This window comes from Ketobacter sp. GenoA1 (assembly GCF_003671475.1).
Classification (GTDB): Bacteria; Pseudomonadota; Gammaproteobacteria; order Pseudomonadales; family Ketobacteraceae; genus Ketobacter.
In genome coordinates this window covers 90,299-111,472 of record NZ_RCHM01000030.1, presented here as the reverse complement: position 1 = coordinate 111,472, position 21,174 = coordinate 90,299, and the positions used below count along the sequence as shown (strand labels likewise).

Genomic DNA, 21,174 nt, shown 5'->3' with positions numbered 1-21,174 from the left:
TTATAAGGGGCTTGCTCTTGGACGCAATCAGGCGGTAACGGTTTCCGCACCGGCGGTGGATATTTTTTGCTCGGCGCGGCGGATCAACTCACCGGCCAAAGCCAGATAGGACACGGCGCCCCGGGAGCGGCGGTCGTATTCCAATACCGGCAAACCGTGGCTGGGGGCTTCGGCTAAGCGCACGTTGCGGGGAATAATGGTGCGGTAAACCTTGTCGCCGAAGTGTTCTGTCAATTGACTGGACACTTGGTTGGCCAGGGCAATGCGGGGATCGTACATGGTGCGCAGCAAGCCATCGATTTCCAGATTTGGATTCAGCACGCTCTGGATTTTCTCGATGGTATTCAGCAGCGCCGACAACCCTTCCAGAGCATAGTACTCGCATTGCATGGGAATGATCACGGAATCGGAGGCCACCAGGGCGTTCACCGTCAGCATGTTGAGCGACGGGGGACAATCAATCAGCACGTAATCATATTGGGAGCGCACGCCTGCAAGCGCCGACTTCAGGCGCTGCTCTTTCTGGTCCCCGTCCAACAGTTCCACTTCGGCGGCGGTCAGATCCGCATTGGCGCCGATGAGGTCATAGCCCGGCTCGGTATGAATCAGGGCCTCCGCCACCGGCATTCGATCCATCAGCACATCATAAATGGAGGCTTCCAGTTCGTGCTTGTTGACACCACTGCCCATGGTGGCATTGCCCTGCGGGTCCAGATCGATCATCAACACCTTGCGCTTGGTGGCAACCAGTGACGCAGCCAGATTCACGGAGGTGGTGGTTTTGCCCACACCGCCTTTTTGATTGGTCACTGATATTACTTGGCCCACAATCGATCTCCCCCGGATGGAATTATTCGGTCTGTGCTCTTTTTACCACAATCAGGTGCCGCTCTTCATGCAAATAGGGCACATTCAATGGCTCAACACGGATATGCAGGCCCTGATCCTGCAGTGCCGCCACCTCATCATGAGGTATCTGGCCCTTCATGGCCAGCAGTTCACCCTCGGGCTCCAGCAGAGGTAAGCACACACTGACAAAGTTCTGCAGGGAGGAGAAGGCGCGGCTGGTAATGGTATCGTAGCACTGATTTGTGGGTACGGATTCGATGCGCCCTTTTAGCACAGTGACGTTATCCAGCTTGAGTTCGGCTTTCATCTGCACCAGAAACCGGGTCTTTTTGCCATTGCTGTCGATCAGGGTCCAGCGTTGGCCGGGATCGCAGACGGCCGCCGGCACCCCCGGCAGGCCCGGCCCGGTGCCCACATCCAGTATGTTGCGCCCGCGCACGTGCGGCACGATGGACAGGCTGTCCAGCAGGTGCTTGATCACCATGTCATCGGGATCACGGATGGCGGTGAGGTTATAAGCCTGATTCCACTTCAGCAGGTTTTCCAGATAACGGCGGATGATGTGCAGCTGGCTTGCGCTCAGATTCAGGCCCAACTGCTCACAACCGCTGGCCAGTGTGGCGGCGTGGTGTTCGGTTAGTTGCACGGTGACTAGGGGTACCCTGACAAATACGTGTTTTGAATAGGAAGCTTTTTACACCATCTGGGAAAAAAGGCCAGTAATTCAGGGGGGAAACCGGTAACTATTTCATCCGCCATGCGGGCTAACACCTTTAGGCTTCACCACATCCAGTTGAATACTGAAGCGTTCATCCTCACTGAGCGCCAGATGAACCAAATGGACTGAGTCGACACGGCCCCCTTTCTTATAGAGCCAAAGTTCCGCATGAATCTGGCGCTTCTCTGCCGTTATCATCACACCGTAATTACAGCGGGCTCTTTGCTCTTCATATAACCCACCGAGCATCTCAACGTGGTGAATGGGCCCCAGTCGTTTCTCCAGCACGTCAGCCTGTTGTATCTGCCTGGCGTATTGTTCAGCTTCGTACCCGGACAACGGCTCCAGCATGATCTGTTGCCTGATACTGTACGCGTAAAAAGACAGCGCCCCAACGGCCAGGATAAAGGGTAAAAAATACTGCCTGCTTAGGAGGCGCTGCAGGTTAATTGAAAACAAATAATATCACTCCCACTCCTGACACCACTAGAAAACTGGCACTAAGTTTTTATCAAGCACTCTTTGCCAAGTGTTAATAGATTCCCTGGGCACACGTTTGATTGAAATCCGAATTTTACTTAGCGAAAACTTGCTTTTGAAAAACAAAGAAGCTTTTGCGAACCAACAAGCCATCACCTAATACATTTTTGCACTGTAGGCATAAGCTGCTGCAATTAGCCTTAAAAACAAGCAACCTATGCTCATGTCCAACGCCCCCTCAATACCAACTACACCTTGGTAACAAAAGCACAAAAAAAATGACTACCTGAGACACAGCGGGAGAACTTACAGCACATAACATTGACAATTTTGTTCACTGCTAAAGCATCGCTATTCGAATCCAACCACATCCCACAAGTCTTCAACAATTTACCTTGCCCTATACAAAGCCGTCGCTCTAGAAAACTAACTTCCATCATCCAAACTGATGTTACTAAGTTTTTGTGCTGAATACTTATAGAAAAACTTCCTTAATAAAAATGCTATTAAGATAAAAAGAATAGATTATTGAGAACATCGAAATAGGAACTCCAATAATTAGGTGCTTCCTATGCGAATATGTCACCACCGATAGAAGACCAATAACGAAACTGAACGCAAGGTACTTATCGACAGATACACCTAATTCCCAATCAGCGTAGCGATCTCCAGCGATCGAATATCCTAAGAGAAAACAAAGAATCGCTATCAACGATAGTAAATGGATAATACTGATAAGATTCTTGCTTAAGAAGCGCTTACTCACCTTTGCAACAACAATACATTCTGATATCAACATAAATACGCATATCATAATAGAAAAAAATATGAACTGGGCGTCCATTACCAGCTCCAATCCGTTTGCGGAAGAGGCGTACCAAAACTTGGAGCGCTACCAAATGAGTTTTCATATGAACCTATTCCCCCTGAGTGTAATATTGATGTAGCAAAATTATTGCTATTCCAACCACCATTGTTAAAGGAATTTGTATAGCGATCTAATTGATTATCCCACCAATCATTTTCGTGCCCACTACCCCAGGCATTATACTTGGTATTAGACCCAATAGTGTTGTATGTATCCATCATTGAGGTGATCGACAATGTGTCCAACGAAACAGATGAGCCAAACCCGTTAAACATGAAGCTCTCGAATTGCTGAGCCGGGAAAACTTGTCGAACTTTTTGCCAAGGATAGGAAGGCGAATAGCCTCTTGGTGATAACATCCCATCTTGGTTAAGGTCTTCGCCAGAGTAGTATCATGCTCGTTAGCCGAAGTGGTGCTCATACTGTGTCTCACACCCAGCGCATCATCCACCTCTAAGAGTTCTATCAAGAAAGCCTCATGAACGTTAAGTGACAAATGAACTAACCTGGCCTCTACGATCTGATGCTCAAATCTCTTAATTCTCAAGTCTGCGCCAACACGATCCTGTTCCGTTATCAAATTAACGCCATAAGATAATTCAGAAAGTTTCTCAATATAGATACCACCATGAAACTCAACCTCCTGGACAGACCCGATTTTGTTGCGTAGCTCATCAGACTTCATTATGGCGCTGGTTACGAAGTCTCGATCTTCTTTCGAAAGCGGATCAACGATGATCTTTTGTCTGATATTGTGTGCAGAAATGACGAATGCCAGGATAGCCAAAAAAAATGCAGCTAAAGCAGTTTTACTCTTCCACATCGTATTATCTGTTCTGGAAATCATAAGAGGTACTTTCAAACAGATTTAGTTTGCAGGGCATTATTTCTACCAAACTAACTGAACCGTTAAGAAAACCGAATAAAGCAATGACAATATTCCGACAGCCAGGTTGAATTTCGGATGTTGTTGAATAAACAAAACCACAGGACTAAATTCTTTCAGACTAAATGGGTATACCTTTTTAACCATGAATAATAAAAGTGTCCCGGATATAAATAAAACAACCGCTTCAACCATGTGCATGCTGCCTGAAATATTCAATCGAATAATGATAATTGTATCTGCGTGAACTGGATGCTGGGTCGTAGCAGTTCGAAGTTCTATGCAGCAAATCAAAATAGTGATCTCACTACACAGACAAAACAGAGATAAATTTTTTCGAAATTAAGCCCTTCGAATTTTAAACCGTGTTAATTATGGAATAGAAAATCCGATAACTGCCTACACATGGCCATCTATGATGCCGTACGCACTCATTTTATCCCCCTATGCACTCTTGCGGGATTGGGCCGTACGCTTTTTCAGATGGATCAGCAACAGGGATACCGCCGCCGGGGTAACACCGGGGATACGGCTGGCCTGACCCAGGGTGTGTGGTCGGGCCTGGCTGAGTTTGGCTTTGATTTCATTGGAGAGGCCGGAGATGCCGTCGTAATCGAAATCCTCCGGCAAGGGGGTATTTTCACTGCGCCGCAGTCGTTCCACCTCATCCTGCTGGCGGGCGATGTAGCCTTCGTATTTGGCGGTGATTTCAATCTGTTCGGCCACTGCGGCATCCACGTCCAGTTCCGGGGTCAGGGCTGCGATATCCCTGTAACTCAATTCAGGCCGCCGCAACAGATCCTTCAAACTGTACTCGCGACCGATGACGTTGCCCAGTTTCGGATTTAACTGCCGCGCCATGGCGGATTCCGGCAGCACCCAGGTGCTGCGCAGGCGTTGTTCTTCGCGTTCGATGGCTTCTTTTTTATCACAGAACCGGCGCCAGCGTTCATCCCCCACCAGGCCCAGCTCACGGCCCTTTTCCGTTAGCCGCAGATCTGCATTGTCTTCACGCAGCAACAGGCGATGCTCGGCCCGGCTGGTGAACATGCGATAGGGTTCCAGGGTGCCCATGCTGATCAGGTCGTCCACCAGAACGCCGATGTAGGCTTCATCCCGGCGCGGGGTCCAGGGGTCTTTTTCCTGAGCCCGCAGGGCGGCGTTCATGCCCGCCAACAAACCCTGGGCACCGGCCTCTTCGTAGCCGGTGGTGCCATTGATCTGGCCGGCAAAGAACAGGCCGTTGATGAACTTGGTCTCCAGGGAATACTTCAGATCCCGCGGATCAAAGAAATCGTATTCGATGGCATAGCCCGGGCGCAGAATATGGGCGTTTTCCATACCGCGGATGGAATGCACCAGATCCAGCTGCACATCAAAGGGCAGGCTGGTGGAGATGCCGTTGGGGTACAACTCGTGGGTGGTCAGGCCCTCCGGCTCGATGAAGATCTGGTGGGAATCCTTGTCGGCGAAACGGTGGATCTTGTCTTCAATAGACGGGCAGTAACGGGGCCCGATGCCCTCGATCACCCCGGTGTACATGGGGGAGCGGTCCAGTCCACCCCGTATGATGTCGTGGGTGCGCTCATTGGTATGGGTGATATAGCAACTGATCTGGCGCGGATGCTCTTCCAAAGATCCTATAAAGGACATCACCGGCAGCGGTGTATCCCCGGGTTGTTCGGTCATCACCGAAAAATCCACGGTTTTGGCGTCGATGCGCGGCGGCGTGCCGGTTTTCAGCCGGTCCACATTGAATGGCAACTCCCGCAGGCGTTGAGCCAGGGCGATGGAAGGCGGATCACCGGCACGACCACCGGCATGGTTATCCAGCCCGATGTGAATCTTGCCGCCAAGGAAGGTACCGGCGGTGAGCACTACGGATTGGGCAAAAAAGCGCACCCCCATATTGGTGACCACACCTTTAATGGTCTCACCTTCCACAATCAGGTCGTCGGCGGCCTGCTGGAAGATATCCAGATTGGACTGGTTTTCAAGGATCTCACGAATAGCCGCTTTATAGAGGATGCGATCGGCCTGGGCACGGGTGGCCCGCACCGCCGGGCCTTTGCGGGAGTTCAAGATACGAAACTGGATGCCGCCGCGGTCGGTGGCGCGGGCCATGGCGCCATCCAGGGCATCGATTTCTTTCACCAGGTGGCTTTTACCAATGCCACCGATGGCCGGGTTGCAGGACATCTGGCCCAGGGTTTCGATGTTGTGGGTCAGCAGCAGGGTCGACACCCCCATGCGGGCACTGGCCAGTGCCGCCTCGGTACCGGCGTGACCGCCACCAATAATGATGACTCCGTACTGCTTTGGATAATCCACGAATCTGCCCTCTTGCCTCTTGCCGTCTGCCTCTTTGCCCGCGATTGCGCCCGCATGCACCTGCAAAGGTTGGCATCTCTGGGTTTTCCGCCCGTTGTTAAGCCGTCGGTTACGGGCGGAAAAGGCCGCACATTATATGTCAGGGGCGGAGAAAAGAAAAAAGCTTTACGGTTTTCCGATAATAATCTTTGGTTATCATTGGGTACTGGACACAACGTTCTGGTGCACTTACCTCCCCACTGCACCAGCCTTGATCAGTTAATCAACGCCATTTCAGGATTTCAATTCATCACTTTTCTTACGGTTATCAGATAATTTTTTTCAACTGTCACAATTGCTTAGGCGTTCCTTCCCATAATGTTTTGAAGTGTGCTATACCAGCGACACTTTTTCTAAGTGATTACTAAATCAGAGTAATTCAAGTCAGCTTTTGATTGATCTGCATACAACAAGGATCGTTGGTGCTCTTTTTCTATGCTCCTTCATTCCTGGGTTTAACAAGATAAATCTTTCCTGTCTCCAGCTGGCTTGGTTTTTGCTGAGTTCCGTTGCCCCTGCGGTATACGAACACACACTTAGGGGTATTCAGGTCTCGAAATTGATCTGAAACAACAGTAACCGGTAGCGCCGGTGAACTCGTTTCATCAGGTGTACATCATGAATGGATATCGTCTGCTGTGAATCAGATGGTGGACCCCAGGATCACTGTCAAAACAAAAGGTGAAGTAAAATGGCCAAGGGATTTGTTAGGAACAATGTCAATCAATTTGCGTTTTTATACCGGCTGGTGGACATCGCCATAATCCAGTTTACGTGGTATTTCATCATTCTGGCGCTGGGTATTGATTACAACTTTGAGCATTTTCTATTAGCCATGATCGCCACGGTTTCATACACCTTTGTGGCTGAAATGTTCTGGTTATACCGCTCCTGGCGCGCCGGGGCCCTGTCGGAGATGCTGTTTTCTACCGTGCTCAGCTGGATGATCACCCTCTTCCCCTTATTGATATTCGTTTTCTTTGCCAAGGTGGCAGATCACTACTCGCGGGTATCCCTGGCGCTGTGGATCATGCTCACGGCAACCAGCTTGTGCGGCTGGCGTGCAGGCTTCCGGCTGTTTCTGTTTAACCTGCGTCGCCGGGGATTCAACAGCCGTAATGTGGCCATTATCGGGCTGTCCGATTCGGGCTGCATGCTGGCCAAGGAGTTGCTGGAGCACCCGGAAACGGGCTACCGGCTGGTGGGTATATACGACGATCGCCAGCCTGACCGGTTGGAAGAAACCCTGCGCCCCTTTGTGCGCGGTAATGTTGAAGACGGTGTGCTAGAGGCCAAGGCCGGTGCAACAGAGGTGCTCTTTGTGGGGCTGCCCTTCTCGGCCAAAAACCGTATCGAAGAGATTATGCGCCGTCTCGGTGATACCACGGTGGATGTGCATCTGATACCCGACTTTTTCATCTACAATCTGCTGCACGCGCGCATCGGACAAGTGGGCGATATTCAGACCGTCAGTGTATACGACACGCCCATGCGGGGTGGCTGGTCCTTTCTCAAGCGTTTGGAAGATCTTGTCCTGGCCTCCCTGATTCTGGTGGTGATCGCCATTCCCATGTTGTTCATCGCCATTGGTGTAAAACTTACATCCCCCGGCCCCGTTTTTTTCAAACAAAACCGCTACGGATTGGATGGTCGTAAAATTTCCGTACTTAAATTTCGCAGCATGCGGGTTACCGAAAACGGCAGTAAAGTGACTCAGGCAACCCGCAACGACAGCAGGATCACACCGTTCGGTGCATTCCTGCGCTCCACTTCCCTGGATGAGTTACCGCAGTTTCTGAATGTTCTGGGTGGCAGCATGTCTGTGGTGGGCCCGCGCCCCCACGCCGTGGCTCACAATGAGGAGTACCGCAAGCGCGTGGCGTTCTATATGCTGCGCCACAAAATGAAGCCGGGTATTACCGGATGGGCTCAGGTGAACGGTTGGCGCGGTGAAACCGACACTCTGGATAAAATGCAGAAGCGTATCGACTTTGACCTGGAGTACATACGCAACTGGTCCCTATGGATGGATTTCAAAATTCTGCTGGCAACCTTAACAAAAGGGTTTGTTAACAAGAACGCATACTGAATACCTGAATTTCCAGAGGACAGTTCTATATGAAAAACCGTGACACGCTGTTGTTGTATTCTCTGAACTACAGCCCGGAGCTCACCGGGATCGGAAAGTACAACGGTGAAATGGTAAAGTGGTTTGCCGACAAAGATGATTCGATGAAGGTGATCTGCGCGGCACCCTATTATCCGGAGTGGCAGTGCCATTCCGACTATTCCAACAAGGTGTATCAAACAGAGCAGTCGGGCAACATCAGCGTCACTCGCTGTCCGCACTATATCCCGAAAAGCCCCACAACCATTAAACGCCTGATGCATCTGATTTCGTTTGCACTGACCTCGGCGGTACCATTGTTTTTCAGTTGCTGGCGCAAACCCCGGGTACTGATGGTGGTACAGCCAACCCTGTTTTGTACCCCGTTGGCACTGTTGTTCTGCAAGTTGTTTGGCATAAAAAGCCTGTTGCATGTGCAGGATTTCGAGCTGGATGCCATGTTTGGATTGAGTATGTCTAAATCCAATGGCCAGGGTAGACTGGCCCGCCTGGCATTTCGTGTGGAACGGTTCATTTTGCGCAGTTTCGATGCAGTGTCCACCATTTCGCACAGCATGATGGCAAGGGCACAAAGCAAAGGCGTGGATCCTGAGCGCATAATGTTTTTTCCCAATTGGTCCGATACCCATTTTGTCCATCCAGGGATTGACGGCGCTCCGCTACGTCAGGAATGGGGGGTGGCCGACGATGAAAAGCTGGTGCTGTACGCCGGTAATATTGGCGCTAAGCAAGGACTGGAGTTGTTACTGGATGCCGCCGCCGCGATGGCCCATAACCGTAAGATAAAGTTTTTCATTGTGGGCTCCGGTGCCCATAAAGAGGTTCTGGAAAATCAATCTCGGTCCCGGGGACTGGATAATGTATACTTCAAACCGCTTCTGCCCTGGGAATCGGTACCCACCATGTTGGCGGCAGCGGATGTCCATTTGGTGATTCAGCGCAAAGGGGCGGCCGACGCGGTGCTGCCTTCCAAACTCACCAATATTCTGTCGGCCGGAGGGCACGCGGTGGTCACAGCGGAGCCCCATACCGAGCTGGGCCGGATTGCCGCCAAGCACCCGGGCATCTTCAGTTGTGTCGATCCGGAGAATCTGGATGGATTTTTGCATGGACTGGAAAGCGAGTTGGCGGCTGCTTCACGCAATGGGGTGAATCCAATAGCCAGACGCTACGCCGAGACGAACTTGAATCAGGATGCTATTCTGACTCGGTTCAGATCCGACCTGGAGTTATTGGTCGGGGGCAGTATCAGAACCACTTCAGAAAATGGATAAGGTATAGTAGCAATGGCAAAGCAAAAAGTTGCACTGGTAACCGGGATCACCGGTCAGGATGGATCCTATCTGGCCGAGTTTCTTTTGGATAAGAACTACAAGGTCTACGGGATAAAGCGTCGCTCATCACAGTTCAATACCCAGCGTGTGGATCATATTTACCAGGATCGCCACGAAAGTGATGTTAATTTCATAATGAAGTACGGTGATCTCACCGATACCTCCAACCTGACCCGCATCATTCAGGAAATTCAACCGGACGAAGTTTACAATCTGGGTGCACAATCCCATGTGGCGGTGTCATTCGAGGCACCGGAATACACAGCGGATGTGGATGCCATGGGTACTTTGCGCCTGCTGGAAGCCATTCGCTTTTTGAACCTGGAAAACAAGACCCGTTTTTATCAGGCCTCCACCTCCGAACTGTACGGGTTGGTGCAGGAAATTCCGCAAAAGGAAACAACCCCTTTCTATCCCCGCTCACCCTACGCAGTCGCCAAATTGTACGCCTATTGGATTACTGTCAATTACCGTGAATCCTACGGCATGTATGCATGTAACGGCATCCTGTTCAATCATGAATCGCCCCGGCGCGGCGAAACCTTTGTTACCCGTAAGATAACCCGGGGCTTGTGCAATATCGCGCAGGGTTTGGAGAAGTGTCTTTACATGGGCAACATGGATTCATTGCGCGATTGGGGCCACGCCAAGGATTACGTTCGTATGCAATGGATGATGCTGCAGCAGGAGCAACCGGACGATTATGTGATTGCAACCGGCAAACAGATCTCGGTGCGGGAATTCATCAGCATGGCCGCTGCAGAACTGGGCATTACCCTGAAGTTTGAAGGTACCGGCGTCAATGAAGTCGGGTGCGTGGAGAGCATCAATGGCAATCTGGCGCCAGGTGTAAAAGTCGGTGACGTCATCGTTAAGGTTGATCCCAATTACTTCCGCCCCGCCGAGGTGGAAACCTTGCTTGGGGATCCGTCCAAGGCCAAGCGCAATCTCGGTTGGGAACCGGAAATCAGCGTGGAGTCCATGTGCGCCGAAATGATCGAGTCGGATCTGCAACAGGCCCGCCAGTTGGCGTTGTTGAAAACCAATGGTTTCGATATCAATGTAACGCTCGAGGGTTAATATGAAACGCGTTTTCGTGGCCGGCCATAAAGGAATGGTCGGCTCCGCCATAGTTCGTCAGTTACAACAGGATCCTGCCATTGAACTGGTTGTGTGTGACCGCTCCGAGCTCAATCTTCTTGATCAACTGCAGGTTCGCAATTTCTTCCTCAGTGAAAATATTGACGCCGTCTACCTGGCCGCTGCCAAGGTGGGCGGCATTGCGGCCAACAACAATTATCCGGCGGATTTTATCTACGAAAATCTGATGATTGAGTGCAACATTATTCATTCCGCACACCTGGCCAACATAAATGATTTACTGTTTCTCGGCTCTTCCTGTATTTATCCCAAGTTCGCTGAACAACCCATCAAGGAATCCAGCCTGCTGACCGGAGTACTGGAAGCAACCAACGAACCCTATGCGGTGGCGAAAATCGCCGGCATCAAGTTATGCGAATCCTACAATCGTCAATACCAACGCAACTACCGCAGTGTGATGCCCACCAATCTGTACGGTGAGAACGATAATTTCCATCCTGAGAATTCGCACGTGATCCCCGCGTTGATGCGCCGTTTTCATCAGGCTAAATTGGATCAGGATCCCCAAGTGGTGGTGTGGGGAACCGGTAAACCCATGCGGGAGTTTCTGCACGTGGATGACATGGCGGCCGCCTCCATTTTCGTGATGAATCTACCGGTAGAAACATTTCAGAAACATACCGACCCCATGCTGTCCCACATTAATGTGGGTACCGGCCGCGATTGCACCATTGCCGAGCTGGCCCACACCATGGCGGAAGTCACCGAGTACACCGGCGAGGTGGTGTTCGATAGCTCCAAACCGGACGGCACACCGCGCAAGCTTATGGATGTTTCAACCCTGAAGAACCTGGGTTGGCAATACAGTATCGAATTGAAAGCCGGGTTGCAGGCAACCTACCAATGGTTTCTTGCCAACCAGGATCGATACCGCGGATAAATGTGTGACTCCGTTATCAGTTACCAGTTTTAGCTCTCCTCATACGCACTAAAATGTTGCAAGGGTTGGTTGGCATTTGCTAACTTACCCTTTCTGCTGTCCCCTCTTCATCCCCCGTCTTCTGTCTATTAAACATACAAAGACCGACTGGTTCCGCAATTAGTTTGACTCCGTTCACTCAATCCTTGCCCGCGACTTTGCAAATTTTACAAATACATGAATTTAAAGACTTCCTAGCGGTTTTCTGCCTATAAACTTACCACGCTATTTCATTTCTTAACCGTTGTTTCAGCCCATAAAAAAAATGAAAGGCTGAATATTTAAAGGCAGTAACATGACAGTTAGATTTTTTTTACTGGCAGCGACGCTTTGCAGCGCGATGCTACTGGCAGCATGCGGCGCGGAAGAAGGCGCCAGCAGTGAATTGACGACATCCGATCAAACGAGCAACACCAGCTCCGATTACGATACAAGCAATTCCAACCCGGAAAGCCAGACCGGACAAACGAACAACACCACCTCTGGTGGTCAGACTGAGAACAATAATCAAAGTAATACTTTGGTTGTTGATTCTGCATTATTGCCTTTTGATCAGGCGCCACGGTCCCAGCTCACCGCCAGTAACAAAAAGGTGTTCGCCCACTATTTTACCCCTTACCCGATCTCGCTCAGCAATAAGATACCTTCTGAAGGTTATTACCGTGCCCACTATATGAACCCTTACGGCGAGAACAGTAAGTTTTACAGTAAGGGCGGTATGATCCGGCAAAAGCCGCTGGACCGTGCTCCCATACCCACCTACGAGGATTTCATCAACACCGATATGCGCCAGGAAATTCGCCTGGCCGCCGATATGGGTATTGATGGTTTTGCCGTGGATATTCTCAATTATTCCGGCTACAACTGGGATCGCACCGTCAAGATTCTGGATTTGGCCGCCCAAGAATACGATGATTTTCATATCCTGTTGATGCCGGACATGATTTCGTTATCCGACCCCAGTGGATTCGTGGACATGATTCGGCAGCTGGCATCCAAACCGGCGGCCTATCGCCTGGCGGACGGCCGCTTGTTGATCGCACCCTACTACGCAGAGCGTCAATCCCCGGCCTGGTGGGTTGAGCAAGTCCAAAAACTGCGCACATATGGCATCGATGTGGCGTTATTGCCCGTCTATCAAGGCTGGCGGGCGGATCTGCAGGATTTTATCAGTGAGTTTCCCACCAGTTATCAGGACGTACTGTATGGTGTATCGGATTGGGGGCCACGAACTCCTGAAGGTTCTGAACGCCTGGTGAACGATCCCGTTGAAGCCCAGGCCTATGGGTTAAAATGGATGGCGCCGGTAGCCCCTCAGGACGTGCGTCACAAAGTGTCCACCTACGTCGAGTCCCGCAACAGTCTGGCCATGCGCACTCTGTGGATGAGCGCCATCAATGGCGGCGCTGATATGGTACAAATTATCACCTGGAACGATTATTCCGAAGGCACCGAGATTTCACCCTCCACCGGTACCCGGTTTGGGTTTTACGATCTCGCAACCTTTTATACCCAGTGGTTCAAACTGGGTAAACCGGAGATCGTTCGCGATGCCCTGTATGCATTTTACCGTGAACACCATACTGCGACGGCGCTGGGTGCAAATGCCCAACAAACCGAGATAATGGATGCTATTCACGGCGGTACCCCCAACAACGAAGTGGAGCTTCTAGCTTTCCTGACCGCTCCTGCCACCCTCGAGATCGACATTAACGGTCAAGTGCAAAGGCAGGTAGCCGCCGCAGGTATCACCAGTTTCCGCGCCCCCATGCGCGACGGCACGCCGGTGTTTCGTATGACCCGGGGTGGAAAGGTAATTCAGGAAATGACTGGCGGTGTCAGTATCAAATCCCAGATCCGGGTTCAGAATATGCTGTACCATGCACAAAGCAGCCGGCGCCAGCCACCGCAACCCAGTATGGTTAGCTGGCCTTGGCGACTGGGCAACTACAGTGCATCGCAGTCGTTACTCAGTGCTCACATCAAATCGCCATTTACGGCGGCCTCCAATTTCAAAGCCATTGATTATTACGATGCCACAGCAAACCGCGATCTGGGTTTTGGTTACAGCTTTATCTCACCCGGCACGGCTAAGATCAAAGTACAGTTTGATTTTCAAATTACCGCAAGCCGCAACGGCTATATCCAGTATGAGGTGAACCTTGCGGATTCCGCTGGCAATACCGGCGCCACCTTGGTGTTGGATGGCGGTGCCGTGTCCGGGGTTACCATGGCCAGTGGCAGTGACAGCAATCAATCCGTGCTGACACCATCAACGGTGGAGAATAACCGCTGGTACCGTGTGGAAATGAAAGTAGACGGCCTGAATAAATACGATGTCACCATCAGTGATAGCCTGGGTATCGTCGCAATGGCCACCGACTTGGCGTTCGATAACCCGCTTTCCGGTTTGGGCTCCCTGGTGTTTCGCTGCGTTCAAAATGACGGTGGTGCCACGGGATTACTGGTCGATAACGTACAGGTAACGGAGCTCTAAACCCGCCGGAAACACGGATCCGGTTAGTGGATATAAGGGCTGATGGAGGATTCAAATATCATCCGCGAGTTGTGGTGAAGTAAACGATCGGCCCTTTCATCCCCCACCACGCGTGCAACTTCTTCATAACCGGCTGCCAGATTAGGTGGCCGGTTTTTTATATTATGGGCATCACTGGCCAGAATGGTAATCAGATCTTCATCCAGCAGTGCCTTGGCGATACGCTGTGCCCCTTCACCGAATTGGCCCACCAGAGATCCAGCGGTCACTTGCAACAGACACCCTTCTTTCAATAGTGGTTTGAGTTTGGCCGGATGTTTCATAATCTCCCGATTACGCTCAGGATGGGCAATCATGGGAATGATATGGTTTTTTCGTAACCAGGCGATCATTTTATCCGTTCCGGGAAGCACACGACCGTGGGGCATTTCCAAAAGCAGAATTTGATGTTGCTCCCAATAGCCAAGAAACAGCAACCTGTTGGCCTTGACCATGGCCGGCAGCTCAGCATCCAACCGCACTTCCGCCGCCGCTTTCAAGCGCAGCGGAATATTCTGCTCACGCAGGGCCTGACCCAATGCCCTGCCCGCCTTGCCGATGGAAGCAATGTCGTTATCCCAGCGGCCGTTATGTATATGCGGAGTAACGATGGCATGGGTTATGCCATCGGCCATGGCTGCACGCACCAACGCCACCGACTCTGCGACCGTCTCCGGTCCATCATCGATTCCCGGTAACAGATGGCAGTGCAAATCATACATAAGTGATCATTCAACCGTATTCAGTACTCATACTTTCGCTTCAACCCGGGAATAACCGTAATCTGAGAAATAATGCTCGGCATCCCCGCCATAATGGGCTGCTTTTTTCACGTTAACCTGATTGAGAACCACGCCGGCAACCTTGGCGCCCACTGCACGTAGATTTTTGATGCCCTTGGCAGCCACCGGTGCAGGTGTATCATCGCATTTTACCACATACATGACGCTATCCGCCTGGGCGGCCAATACCAGGGCATCACTCACCGCATGGATGGGTGGAGAATCGATAATAATGCGATCGTATTTTTCCGCCAGTTGTTTGATCAACAGGCCGATGCGTTTGGAAGACACGATTTCCAGAGGATTAACCCCCTGCACATTACCGGTGGTGATTACGCTGATTGAGGAACTTTCAACATCAAAGATGCATTCCTTCAGGCTGCACTTACCGCTGATTAACTGGGTCAGGCCAGGTAAGTGATGATCCAGGCTCAGTACTTTGGTTAATGAAGGCCGCCGCAAATCGGCGTCTATCAACAACACCTTTTCCATACTACCCAGCGCTTCCGCCAGGTTCAGGGCCACGGTGGATTTACCTTCATCCGGGACCGAGGAGGTTACCAGCACCACCTTGCTGTTATTATCCATATTCGATAACACAAACGATGTTCGCACCGTTCGCATTGACTCTGCAAAATGGCTTTGCGGATCACTTAGAAAGCTATGGTAGGTGGATGTACTTTTGTTGCCTGCTACCCTGGGCAGGAAACCGAGCAGCGGTGTACCCAGTTTTTCTTCCACATCATCACTGGTGCGCACAGTATTGCGGGTGGATTCCTTAAAGATCGCGATGCCGATTGCAAACGCGGAACTGAGAAAGACGGAAACGATAAAACTGATGGACTTGTTCGGCTTCACCGGCTTCTGCGGAATCACCGCAGGATCCACCACACGAGCGTGCGCCGCCTGCAGGCCCCTGGCCTCTTCTGTCTCTTTGGCCCGCGTCAGGAACATGTTAAAGAGCTTGCGATTGGTTTCCACCTCGCGCTCCAGTTCGCGTAGTTTGATCTCTTTCCGATTGATATCCTGCAGAGTACTTTTTGCGGTCGACAACTGGCGTTGCAGGGCCTTTTCTGTCTGCAACGCAGCAAAATAATTGGTTCTGATGCCATCGGCCACACTGAGAATCTGCTGATACAACTGGTCTTCGGCCGAACTGGCTTCAGAAAGCGCCGAGATCATCTTGGGATGTTTGGGCCCATAGCGCTGGCTGAGTTCGGTTACCTTGGAATCCGCCATCGACTTACGCTGACTCAACGCAGATACAAGGTCATTGGACTGTATGGAGGGTATCGCCAGCAGCTGATATGCCGGTGGATTCGGGCCCAGCTCGCGCATTTGTTCGTAGGTGGTTTCCGCCTGTGATCGAATCTGCTTGGCTTCCACATAGCGTTGGGTGACTTCCTCGATTTCGTCGGCACCCAGAGTCTGCACCCCCTGCACGTCCACCAGCTCCTCTGATTCCCGATACGCCTGCAGTTTCTGCTCCGATTCCTGTAATGTTTCGCGCAGATCGCCCAGGCGGTCGCTCAACCAGTCGGTGGCCTTCAGAGTGACGCCTTCCCGCTCTTCCAAGTGGTGTTTAATGTACTGCTCGGCATAGGTGTCGGTTACTTCCGCCGCCACCTTCGCGTCCGGTGAATGAAAGGTAATGCTGACCAGCTGGGTGTTTCTCACCGGGGTGATGGAAAGATTCTTCATCACCGTATCCACGACCTGTTCCAGGGTCTGCGTTGGTGTCAGTTCAACCGGAGGCTCGCTCACCATGGACATCAGGCCTGCGATCATCCCCTGCTTGGCCTGAGCCGGGTCATACATCGGATGCGCTGTGAGGTCGAGGTGCTTCACCACACGCTCAGCCAGATCCCTGGAGCGGAGAATCTCAAACTGGGTTTGATAATATTCCTGATCTTCCGTATTGAGCCCATACACTTCTTCAATGGACAGGACTTTGGTTTCCTGACTTTCGATCAATACAGTGGTATTGGCACGGTAAATGGGATCCATTGAATACACATAGAACATGGTAAGCAGGGTTACGGTGCCCACGAATCCCATGATGTACCACTTATACAGTTTTACCGTACGCCAGTATCGTTGCAGATCGTTCTCCCCCTCCTGTTTATAGGTTTGGGCGAACAGCGTAATGTCTTTTTTCATGGTCATGATTTGCCAGTCCTGTGCTGAGCATCTGACGATGCCGGATAATCAGAAGAAACTTTGTTCTATGGTAATGATGTCTCCGGGCTTGATTCTTGTATTGAGGCCCACTTTTCTGGGTTCGGCGCCTTCCTCTTTTTCGGAAATAAGGTAGATCTCGCCTTTAGACGCTCGTTCGGTGAATCCACCAGCCAGCGATATGGCTTTACGCACCGTCAGACCGGGTTGGAACGTGAATCCACCCGGCCTGGTCACTTCACCATTAACGTAAAAATTACGATACTGTTGTATTGAAACCGTCACCTTGGGATCAACCAGATAATCGCCTGACAATCCCTCGGTTATTTTTTTCTGCAGCTCGCCCACGGTCATTCCCAGCAGGCGGATCTCACCTATAAAGGGGTAGGAAAGTATACCGGTGTCTGTCAGTTGGGTTTCCACCGTCAGATCGGGTTCACCATAGACCTGGATTCGAATAGAGTCACCAGATCCCAATACATACTCCGACATCTCCACTTGCGTGGCCGCACTCACTGAACTGAACGATAACAGCCATGCTATCGCCACCAAGAACTTGAAAGTCATTACCCTGTGCATAGTCTCGATTCCTGGTTCCATTTCTATTCGTTTGAAATTTTCATAAACAACAAAAACAGATTTCGCTCATAATTGAATCTGTCTATATCCGAATTATTTCTCTCATTCACCAAACTGACACCGAAATCCAGCCAGTAACGCATGTGGTACTCAAAATCAAAGCGGGCAACCCGGTTGGTGTCCACCCGTCCATCCTCTGTTCCTTCATAGTCTTCCTTGTCCACCAACAGGGTCAGCACTGAGGAAAACCTCGAGTTCCAGTCCATCTCCCAGCCGGCCCGGGTGGTCTTCACATCAATGAAACTGCCTAATCCGTTGGTTTCACGATCTTCCCGCGCCGTCAGGAGGGTAAATGCCATATGCTCTTTCGGTGACCAGCGGGTATCAATGCGCCAGCTGGGTCCGGAAAAATCCTCACGGTCATTGTCATCAAAATTCCGTTGCCGATAGCCCAGCAACACACTGGCATTGCTTTTACCGGTGACATTCCAGTTCACCCCGGTGAGGAACTCCGTGGCCAATGCGTCCAGGGTATCCGGTTGGCCCGAGACCGGTGTCGGATCCGTTAAATAATTGATGTCCCGTGCGGTCGCCTCAAACTGAACCCCGGTTCTGCCGGCCACATTCCAAAAGAACGCAGACATTACCCGGTTTTCCTCATAATCCCGAAAGCGGGTGAACTCACGGAAGTTGCTGTACTGCTTCTCGTAGTAAGTTCCGGTCAACACCAGGCGGCCAACGGATTGCCGTGTGCCTAATTGATACCACAGTTCATGGCGCTGGACATCGAATTCAACGGGTTCCGGCACAACGCGGGCACCGCCTTCGGTTAGTTCGGTGCCCCGGTCTTCGTGGGCAGCGTCAAACCGGGAACGAAACGCCAGCTCGTTTCGATGATTGAAACGCCAACGCAAATCACTGCCTAACCAATGATCCTGATAGTTGTCGTCTTCGGATTCCTGATACCACCCCTGCGTGTAATCCAGATCCAGCGTGGCCCTGAAAATGCCATAGCCCAGGCCCAACTGGGCGTGGGGGGAGAGAATACTGATCCAGTCATCCACTTTGCGGTCATCGTCAGCGTCCCTGAACACATTGCTGTCGTATTGTTCGGTAAAATCCAGACTCAGATTCACGTCCATCAGCACATCCGTTTTACCCGAAGATGCTGTATCCTCTTCAGCGGCTGCCACCGGCCAGGCCAGGCAGCAAAGGATTAATCCGGCAAGACGCACCTTCATCAATAAGTGTGGGGTTGCGTCTGAGGTTGCGTATAAGTCCGTTCCCTTTGGTAAGCTTTTTGTAAGTCTTTCAAACAACCTACCGGTTTGCGCCAGATGTACCATGTGATTTCACTAATTCCATTACCGGGTTTCGATTGTTGCGGATATTCTGCAAATATACTGCCAATCATTGTTAGATATTGTATAGAGACAGATACACCACAAACCACTTCACCGCCCTGATACCGCCCCGGCCACCCATCCCGGGGTAAGCTGATGAATATTTGGGGAAACATCCCTTTAGTGCGTTTAAACCACAAATCCCGGGCGGATAAAACCGTGCCATTAAAGCAGATTCTTATGACCACAACATGTCGTACCCTTGTGAGCAGGGGTGACTGTAGAAGGGTTATACATAGGTTGTTTGATCTTTCCTAGTCCGGGTTACGCGATTGACGGCGGGAGGAGACACAGGCAAGGATATAATTCGTGCAATAGATATTCACCATGCTTGTTTTTGGTGCGCAGTAAATCACTTCGCTTTGCCTATCTCAAGAGGCACCCTTTACACGGCCATAAAAACAGTCCAAATCATGTGCGTTCATTCACAAAACTCAATTGGCATAAAAAATGCCAATACAATTCGGTAATCTACTTTAAGTAGAATCAGACTAATGTAAAATCCGTTCCACTAACCGCCTGCAACGGATGTGAACAATCCATCTGAATTTATGTACATTACCGTGTGTTGAGATAGGAAGCTTGTGTGTTGAAGCAGATTCAAAGGGAAGGATGGCTCTTGCGACATCAACTTTGAGCATTCAGGGCACTTAGCACGTCAGGGAACATTGCTGGTTCAGCGTTTTTCAACCCACGACCATCACAAAACCAGCCAGAGACTATTTGGAGTGGCACAATTCATGGCGAAGGTAAAGGTAATCACGAGACATGCGGTTGCGAATTATGGCTCGCTCCTACAGACCTATGCGACACAGCACGTCATCGAAAAACTGGGTCATGAGGTGGAAATCATTAATTACGTGCCCCGGGAAGAGCAGAGCTGGCGTCAGGCCTTTGTGCGCTACCATATCCGGGGTGTTTCGCAGCGCAACCCTCTGTATAAGCTTGTTTTTCTGCTCAGCCAGATGATCAATTACGGCTTTTCGTACCGCATGTTCAAGCGCTTTCGTAAACGCTTCTCCATTAAGGAAGGTGCCCTGTACAGCACACCCGCTGAACTGAAATCCAATCCGCCACGCGCAGACATCTACGTCACTGGCAGTGACCAGGTTTGGGGAAACATCGGCACCCAACCATACGATCCAGCTTTCTTCCTGCATTTTGCCCCGGCGGAAAAACGCTGCATCGCCTATTCCGCCAGCTTCGGTACCACCCAACCGGACATTGATCCCGCCACGCTGGTCAAAATGATGAACAAGTACAGTGCCATCAATGTCCGTGAAATGAGTGCCAAGCAGATTCTGAACGATTGCGGATTCACCAACGTCAACCACGTACTGGACCCAACCTTTTTACTGAGCCGGGATGAATGGCAGGCCATCGCTGCCAAACCATTGAAGATGGCTCCGTATATACTGGTTTACCAACTGCACTCCGGCGACGCCTTTGAAGAATATGCAGAAAGTGTCAGTAAACGGCTTGGGCTACCCATTGTGCGGCTCAGCTGTTCCATGAACAGCGTGATGCAAAAAGGTAAGTTTGTTTACATGTGCTCCCCCAACACCTTGTTGCGCTATTTTATGGATGCCCAGTTGGTGTTGACCGATTCCTTCCACGCAACGGCGTTTTCACTGATTCTTAACAAGAATTTTGTAACCTTGTCACCTGGGAAAACCAGCACCCGGATCAAGAGTATACTGGACGCCTTTGGCCTGGGTGATCGATTACTGGATGACCTCGGCCGTTTTAGCTGGCTGGACCAGGATATTGATTTCGACCATGTCAATGAGGCCCTAGCCCAACTTCGGGAACAGTCCGTCAGCCACCTGGCCAAATCGCTTCAGGGGGTTGCAGAATCATCCCCTGAATCGCCTGCCCGGGCGCAGGAACTCTATTCCGTCACGCACGGTTAATCGTCAAGGACACCAACCCTTGGCTGATTGATTGGCATGCTCTGTGCTTTTTTCAGATGACGGCCAGAGA

15 protein-coding genes are annotated in these 21,174 nt (G+C 51.0%); 6 read left to right on the top strand and 9 right to left on the bottom strand.

The genetic code is table 11. The features are described from left to right. Nucleotides 1-27 precede the first annotated feature (27 nt). From D9N13_RS12560 to mnmG, 5 genes are all read right to left on the bottom strand, one after another. Nucleotides 28-828 (bottom strand): ParA family protein, encoded by an 801-nt coding sequence (locus D9N13_RS12560; RefSeq protein WP_290590417.1) that lies wholly within the window; start codon nt 826-828, stop codon nt 28-30. 22 nt (nt 829-850) lie between these two features. Beyond that, on the bottom strand, nt 851-1,495 hold the full coding sequence (rsmG, locus tag D9N13_RS12555; RefSeq protein WP_290590414.1) for a 16S rRNA (guanine(527)-N(7))-methyltransferase RsmG: 645 nt from the start codon (nt 1,493-1,495) through the stop codon (nt 851-853). 102 nt (nt 1,496-1,597) lie between these two features. Further along, nucleotides 1,598-2,026, bottom strand: coding sequence for a hypothetical protein (locus D9N13_RS12550; RefSeq protein ID WP_290590411.1), 429 nt, complete (start codon nt 2,024-2,026; stop codon nt 1,598-1,600). A 1,106-nt stretch (nt 2,027-3,132) separates the two neighbouring features. After that, on the bottom strand, nt 3,133-3,762 hold the full coding sequence (locus D9N13_RS12545; RefSeq protein ID WP_290590408.1) for a hypothetical protein: 630 nt from the start codon (nt 3,760-3,762) through the stop codon (nt 3,133-3,135). 483 nt (nt 3,763-4,245) lie between these two features. After that, the gene (gene mnmG / locus D9N13_RS12540) at nt 4,246-6,132 is read right to left on the bottom strand and encodes a tRNA uridine-5-carboxymethylaminomethyl(34) synthesis enzyme MnmG (RefSeq protein WP_290590405.1); all 1,887 of its coding nucleotides are present in this window, start codon (nt 6,130-6,132) and stop codon (nt 4,246-4,248) included. 730 nt (nt 6,133-6,862) lie between these two features. Here mnmG and D9N13_RS12535 point away from each other — a divergent pair. The 5 genes from D9N13_RS12535 (at nt 6,863) to D9N13_RS12515 (ending at nt 14,210) form a co-directional block, all read left to right on the top strand. Beyond that, the gene (locus tag D9N13_RS12535; protein ID WP_290590402.1) at nt 6,863-8,260 is read left to right on the top strand and encodes an undecaprenyl-phosphate glucose phosphotransferase; all 1,398 of its coding nucleotides are present in this window, start codon (nt 6,863-6,865) and stop codon (nt 8,258-8,260) included. A gap of 29 nt (nt 8,261-8,289) precedes the next feature. After that, a complete protein-coding gene (locus D9N13_RS12530) occupies nt 8,290-9,573 on the top strand; it encodes a WcaI family glycosyltransferase (protein ID WP_290590400.1) in 1,284 nt (427 codons plus the stop codon). A gap of 12 nt (nt 9,574-9,585) precedes the next feature. Next, nucleotides 9,586-10,713 (top strand): GDP-mannose 4,6-dehydratase, encoded by a 1,128-nt coding sequence (gmd, locus tag D9N13_RS12525; protein WP_290590398.1) that lies wholly within the window; start codon nt 9,586-9,588, stop codon nt 10,711-10,713. 1 nt (nt 10,714) lies between these two features. Then, nucleotides 10,715-11,674, top strand: a complete 960-nt coding sequence (locus D9N13_RS12520) for a GDP-L-fucose synthase family protein (protein ID WP_290590395.1) — start codon at nt 10,715-10,717, stop codon at nt 11,672-11,674. 334 nt (nt 11,675-12,008) lie between these two features. After that, nucleotides 12,009-14,210, top strand: coding sequence for a glycoside hydrolase family 71 protein (locus D9N13_RS12515; RefSeq protein WP_290590392.1), 2,202 nt, complete (start codon nt 12,009-12,011; stop codon nt 14,208-14,210). 23 nt (nt 14,211-14,233) lie between these two features. Here D9N13_RS12515 and D9N13_RS12510 read toward each other — a convergent pair whose 3' ends face one another. Genes D9N13_RS12510 through D9N13_RS12495 form a run of 4 tightly spaced genes read right to left on the bottom strand, consistent with a single transcriptional unit; the run spans nt 14,234 to nt 19,029 of the window. Continuing rightward, entirely contained in the window at nt 14,234-14,971 is a 738-nt protein-coding gene (locus D9N13_RS12510) for a tyrosine-protein phosphatase (RefSeq protein WP_290590389.1), read from the bottom strand. A gap of 27 nt (nt 14,972-14,998) precedes the next feature. Continuing rightward, nucleotides 14,999-17,197 carry a GumC family protein gene (locus D9N13_RS12505; RefSeq protein WP_290590386.1) on the bottom strand — a complete coding sequence of 733 codons (2,199 nt, stop codon included), beginning with the start codon at nt 17,195-17,197 and terminating at the stop codon, nt 14,999-15,001. 42 nt (nt 17,198-17,239) lie between these two features. Further along, nucleotides 17,240-17,776, bottom strand: coding sequence for a polysaccharide biosynthesis/export family protein (locus tag D9N13_RS12500; protein WP_290590383.1), 537 nt, complete (start codon nt 17,774-17,776; stop codon nt 17,240-17,242). Between the two features lie 35 nt (nt 17,777-17,811). Further along, the gene (locus tag D9N13_RS12495) at nt 17,812-19,029 is read right to left on the bottom strand and encodes an outer membrane beta-barrel protein (protein WP_290590380.1); all 1,218 of its coding nucleotides are present in this window, start codon (nt 19,027-19,029) and stop codon (nt 17,812-17,814) included. A gap of 902 nt (nt 19,030-19,931) precedes the next feature. Here D9N13_RS12495 and D9N13_RS12490 point away from each other — a divergent pair. Continuing rightward, nucleotides 19,932-21,104 carry a polysaccharide pyruvyl transferase family protein gene (locus D9N13_RS12490; protein ID WP_290590377.1) on the top strand — a complete coding sequence of 391 codons (1,173 nt, stop codon included), beginning with the start codon at nt 19,932-19,934 and terminating at the stop codon, nt 21,102-21,104. Nucleotides 21,105-21,174: the final 70 nt, after the last annotated feature.

Bases quoted from the DNA above. Each gene is read 5' to 3' on its own strand.
- D9N13_RS12545 (WP_290590408.1), bottom strand. From the start codon at position 3,762: ATGATTTCCAGAACAGATAATACGATGTGGAAGAGTAAAACTGCTTTA.
- D9N13_RS12535 (WP_290590402.1), top strand. From the start codon at position 6,863: ATGGCCAAGGGATTTGTTAGGAACAATGTCAATCAATTTGCGTTTTTA.
- D9N13_RS12530 (WP_290590400.1), top strand. From the start codon at position 8,290: ATGAAAAACCGTGACACGCTGTTGTTGTATTCTCTGAACTACAGCCCG.
- gmd (WP_290590398.1), top strand. From the start codon at position 9,586: ATGGCAAAGCAAAAAGTTGCACTGGTAACCGGGATCACCGGTCAGGAT.
- D9N13_RS12520 (WP_290590395.1), top strand. From the start codon at position 10,715: ATGAAACGCGTTTTCGTGGCCGGCCATAAAGGAATGGTCGGCTCCGCC.
- D9N13_RS12515 (WP_290590392.1), top strand. From the start codon at position 12,009: ATGACAGTTAGATTTTTTTTACTGGCAGCGACGCTTTGCAGCGCGATG.
- D9N13_RS12510 (WP_290590389.1), bottom strand. From the start codon at position 14,971: ATGTATGATTTGCACTGCCATCTGTTACCGGGAATCGATGATGGACCG.
- D9N13_RS12505 (WP_290590386.1), bottom strand. From the start codon at position 17,197: ATGACCATGAAAAAAGACATTACGCTGTTCGCCCAAACCTATAAACAG.
- D9N13_RS12500 (WP_290590383.1), bottom strand. From the start codon at position 17,776: ATGACTTTCAAGTTCTTGGTGGCGATAGCATGGCTGTTATCGTTCAGT.
- D9N13_RS12495 (WP_290590380.1), bottom strand. From the start codon at position 19,029: ATGAAGGTGCGTCTTGCCGGATTAATCCTTTGCTGCCTGGCCTGGCCG.
- D9N13_RS12490 (WP_290590377.1), top strand. From the start codon at position 19,932: ATGGCGAAGGTAAAGGTAATCACGAGACATGCGGTTGCGAATTATGGC.